The organism is Syntrophomonas sp. UBA5494 (assembly GCF_002426325.1).
Genome location: NZ_DIPG01000049.1, coordinates 1 through 3,903, shown reverse-complemented (window position 1 = coordinate 3,903; position 3,903 = coordinate 1). Strand labels below are relative to the sequence as shown.

Below are 3,903 nucleotides of genomic sequence, written 5' to 3'. Positions count from 1 at the left end.
ACTTGCTGCTGCTGGGTGAGCATGAGCAGCTCCCTCGCCTCAGCTTGCCAGCGTTGTTCATACCGGGGCAGGTAATATTCCAGGAAACCCTGATAATAAAAAGAGTTAATCTTTAAGATATACTGATCCAAATCAGCGACCGATTGAATCGAATCTATATGGAGCTGAGAATCAATCTCCTGCCGCAGTCTTTTCAGTAATTCCTCCAACATCAAGCCATAGGCTTTGGAATCCAACCCGGTGGAATTCAGTTTAATGCACCCCCAAAAACGCACCCGCCAGGATGTGTCGTTCAATAATCCGATTCCGCTGCTTAAACAGATCCGGTCGGTGAAGCAAATCGAACTGCAAACCGTCCCCCTGCAGCTCTTCAACCCGAGATAGCAAGCGATCCCCGGCTTGTCTGTTCTCATCCTCCAGTAATTTGCCAATTTGAGACCATATTCGAGCATTAAAAAACATTTTGCTGGGGACCCATGACCAGAAATCCCGGCATTGAGTAAAAATCCAGTGAGACGCTGCGGAATCCAAGCTTGAATCATTATGTTTATCGAGCCACAGGACAGCGAGAATCAGGGTAATAGCTTCTTGAGGCTGGGCAAGTCTTATGCCGTCAACCAGAGCTTTAAGAACCCTGAATTCCAATTGGTCACTTCTGTTAAACAAGGGTTCGTATTCACCATCGGCTTCATCTTGAATTTGTAGGTGCCACAACTTTAAAGAAGCTTTAACAGCCGGCACGGACTGGTTGGTTGATAAAAGCCGGTCCATTAATTCCAGACTGGTATGAGTGGAAGCATTGTTTGGCAAGCAGGCGAAATAACGGTCATATAATGCTTGATAGGCCGCCCCCGCCGCCGGGGCGTGTTCCAGCATAACATAAAGAGGGGCGACCCTGCGCAAGACCCTGACAAAACGCTTGGCCAACTGTATATCCCGCAAGATATCTGTCAGCTGATGATTTTCCAAGCACTCTTCCCAGGCATCCAACAGGATAGCCAGACTATCTGCCACCAGGCCGCTTTCAAAAACAGCCTCCGCCGCTGCAAGGTTATCAAGAAAAAGTTCGATTCCATGTAAATACTGCAGGCGATTCCGGTTGCAGGCTGCAACCAGATCCAGGGCCTTCAGCAAGTTTTGATTTTTATTGCCGTACAATCCTGCGCAAACTTGGTCCGATAAGCGGTTTTGCTCTATGCCGAACCAGCCCAGACCCTGTTCCCGGCTGATGGCCAGGGCCGCGTTTTTTAAAAGCTGGCGCAGGTTCGCATTGGCGGTACGGGACATCAAATACTGGCAGGATTCCTTGTCCAGACTTTTGACTATAGCAGGGTACCAATCCGTCAGTTCATCGCTATACAAGCTGATTAAAAACTGCAGCTCTACCGGGCGGGGGCGATATAGCAGAACGTATCCGGGCAGGAATTGGAGAAAACCCTGGATTATCGGCGGAGGTGACATGATCAGCCATTTAATGATCGGCATCTTGTGGAGATTATGGAACAGGGCCACAAACAGATCACGGCTTCTGCCGCTGTAAAACCATGCCCTGACCAGGAGTTCGGCCTCTTCAGGCTGGTTTAATACCACGTCGGCCGGGTTAAGCTCCGAGCGGCGAATCTCCTGGCGTTCCACGAGTTCTTGCCGCCATATGTCAAACAGATTAGTATCGATTTCCGGCCTGCTTTCAAATTTCATGGCTGTCTCCAGTTTTCAGCCCATAAAGGGCTAGATTAATCAAGGCGCATGCCTCCCGGGCTTTGGACTCGATGGACTCGGTCAGGTAAATATAGTAATAAATCGATTTTTCCTTATTGGTAAAGATGCCCCCCAAACGGTCCGGGGCCAGCACCTCCACGCAATCCTGCTTGGCTTTATGGAGGGTGAGATACCGCATGCTCTGCAGCCGGGTGACAAAACTAAAACGGCTCAAACGGTCAAAATGGGCCTTTAATCCCGGCTCTTTAAAGGGATTCTGATCTTCGAAGAGCATGACCGCCTCATGGTTACGGGGATGAGGTAAGTTGGCCAGGGTTTCAGGTTTTTTAGCCATCTGCTCCACTACTTCGTAAAACAACTGCCCCTTAAGGTATTTTAACGAGCAGGCTTGTAAAAACGGCTGATACGGGAGGGGAAAGCGCTGCCATTGCACCGGCCGCTGCAAGGCGTAAGTGAGCAGCTGCGGCTTTTCGGCAAGCAAAGAGACCACGTCCCCCAGTGTATATTCAAATTCCGGCAGGTAGGTGGCGTACTGTTTATAGAGCACCTCCGCATAGCGCTGATAGAACACTTGATAAGAAGGCAATGAATGAACCCGCAGATGGTGTATGTAGCCCATCAAATTCTGGTATTCGTCCGGGCTTAATTCCTGATGGCGATTCAGCTTTCTCATGATAGCCCGCATACACAACCCTCAATCATATTTTTTACTATTGTACCGCAAACCCGGCTGGAAATCCGTTATTTAATCCATGTTCGGGCCGAAGGATATTCTGCTCAACTTTCGTAATGCCCCGGCAATCATTTTAAGAATCCTGCAGATGCCATAAAGGTGGCATTTCCGGTTGCATTTGCCATATGTTAAACATAAGCCGGATACCGTTTCGAGCCAATCTCTGTGATAGAATAAATCCAAGAGGTGATGTTCATGAAGGTTAAAGACATCATGACTACCCGGGTAATAAGTATTGAAAGCCGCAAAACCATCGGTGACGCACTGGATCTTATGGTGGAGAATAACGTCCGCCGGCTTCCGGTACTGGCAAATGGCGCCTTAATCGGTATGATCGTGCAGCATGATATTGAAAAAGCTTTGCGTTCTCCGGAATTTGTGTGTGAAACCCCGGTAGATTGGGTAATGACTAAAAACGTAATTACTGTCGCAGCCCAAACCGATCTGTTGGAAGCCATTAATCTGCTGCTCAAGCACAAAATCAGTGGGATGCCGGTAATGGAAAACGGCCTGATGATCGGCATAATAAGTGAGACAGATATACTGAAACTCTGCATTGAGTTGTTAAACAGACCGTAATCAGGCTCGACAATATAACAACAGAGGATAACCGAGGGGTGATCCTGCCTGTAGATTGGGGTACTGTACATGAAGCAGCCGATTAATCTGTTGATTTTTCCATTGCTGACATTACTGGCAGGTATAATGATTTTGGCCCATAATCAAGCTATTGTTCTCAATCCTGACGGCGCTACCCGGGTCTATATCAAGAGCGCTTTGTCAGGCAACGTCGGGTACGGCAACCCCTTGCGCCATAATAACAGCATCTCCTTTGAAGGCTTGGAGCCCGGGGATATAATCCTGGGAGCTTATCCTCACTGCGCTTATGGGGATTATTCCCATGCCGCTTTGTATATAGGGTCGGGGCAGATCATTGAAGGCTATGCCGACCTCGGTATAACCCGGCAATCAGTTGAGCATTTCCGCGAATATCCGCAGGTCTGCCTGCTGAGGGTCAATGTCGATCCGGCTGTCAAACAGGCGGCTGTTGCATACGCCACTGAGCAGATAGGGGAAGTATTCTATCCGGTAGCCTTTAAATCCGGACAGAACATCTGGAACTGCAGTAAAATCATGTGGAAGGCTTATCAATTGCAGGGTGTGGATTTTGATGACAACCAGGATCTATGGGTCCCTCCCGACAGCTTCTACAACAGCCCCTATGTCGAAGTGATCAGGGAGGTGGGGCTCTTATGGTAACACTGCGTTTGCTGTGGATACATATCTTTGCCTGGGGGGCGGTATGGCTGTCGAGCTACTGGGCCGGACTGGAATACATGGCCGCCCTATTATACCTGGTAGTGATCAGCCGGGAAGCCATGTCCTTGCGGGGGAGCAAATCGGTTCAACGTATTTTGGCTGCTTCTTTATGGCAGGGGCCCGGATATGTA

Annotated in this window: 6 protein-coding genes; 3 read left to right on the top strand and 3 right to left on the bottom strand. The window is 49.0% G+C overall.

Annotated elements, in window-relative coordinates; translation table 11 throughout:
• The 3 genes from B3W37_RS05645 to B3W37_RS05635 all read right to left on the bottom strand — a co-directional run.
• On the bottom strand, positions 1-236 hold a 236-nt coding region (locus B3W37_RS05645), incomplete at its 3' end, for a hypothetical protein (RefSeq protein WP_483175021.1).
• A gap of 16 nt (positions 237-252) precedes the next feature.
• Positions 253-1,698 (bottom strand): hypothetical protein, encoded by a 1,446-nt coding sequence (locus B3W37_RS05640; RefSeq protein ID WP_483171517.1) that lies wholly within the window; start codon positions 1,696-1,698, stop codon positions 253-255.
• Positions 1,688-2,392, bottom strand: a complete 705-nt coding sequence (locus B3W37_RS05635) for a hypothetical protein (protein ID WP_483171518.1) — start codon at positions 2,390-2,392, stop codon at positions 1,688-1,690. The genes B3W37_RS05640 and B3W37_RS05635 overlap by 11 nt, the downstream gene beginning before the upstream one ends.
• Positions 2,393-2,647: 255 nt before the next feature.
• Between B3W37_RS05635 and B3W37_RS05630 the strand changes: the two genes are divergently transcribed.
• From B3W37_RS05630 to B3W37_RS05620, 3 genes are all read left to right on the top strand, one after another.
• Complete coding sequence (locus B3W37_RS05630) at positions 2,648-3,031, top strand: CBS domain-containing protein (RefSeq protein ID WP_483171519.1); 384 nt, start codon at positions 2,648-2,650, stop codon at positions 3,029-3,031.
• A 69-nt stretch (positions 3,032-3,100) separates the two neighbouring features.
• Positions 3,101-3,712 carry a YiiX/YebB-like N1pC/P60 family cysteine hydrolase gene (locus tag B3W37_RS05625; RefSeq protein ID WP_483171520.1) on the top strand — a complete coding sequence of 204 codons (612 nt, stop codon included), beginning with the start codon at positions 3,101-3,103 and terminating at the stop codon, positions 3,710-3,712.
• A partial coding sequence (locus B3W37_RS05620; RefSeq protein ID WP_483175019.1) for a hypothetical protein occupies positions 3,706-3,903 on the top strand: 198 nt, incomplete at its 3' end. The genes B3W37_RS05625 and B3W37_RS05620, both read left to right, overlap by 7 nt.

What these genes read in the sequence shown, in the direction of transcription:
- B3W37_RS05625 (WP_483171520.1), top strand. Translation starts at nt 3,101, where the DNA reads ATGAAGCAGCCGATTAATCTGTTGATTTTTCCATTGCTGACATTACTG.
- B3W37_RS05635 (WP_483171518.1), bottom strand. Translation starts at nt 2,392, where the DNA reads ATGAGAAAGCTGAATCGCCATCAGGAATTAAGCCCGGACGAATACCAG.
- B3W37_RS05630 (WP_483171519.1), top strand. Translation starts at nt 2,648, where the DNA reads ATGAAGGTTAAAGACATCATGACTACCCGGGTAATAAGTATTGAAAGC.
- B3W37_RS05640 (WP_483171517.1), bottom strand. Translation starts at nt 1,698, where the DNA reads ATGAAATTTGAAAGCAGGCCGGAAATCGATACTAATCTGTTTGACATA.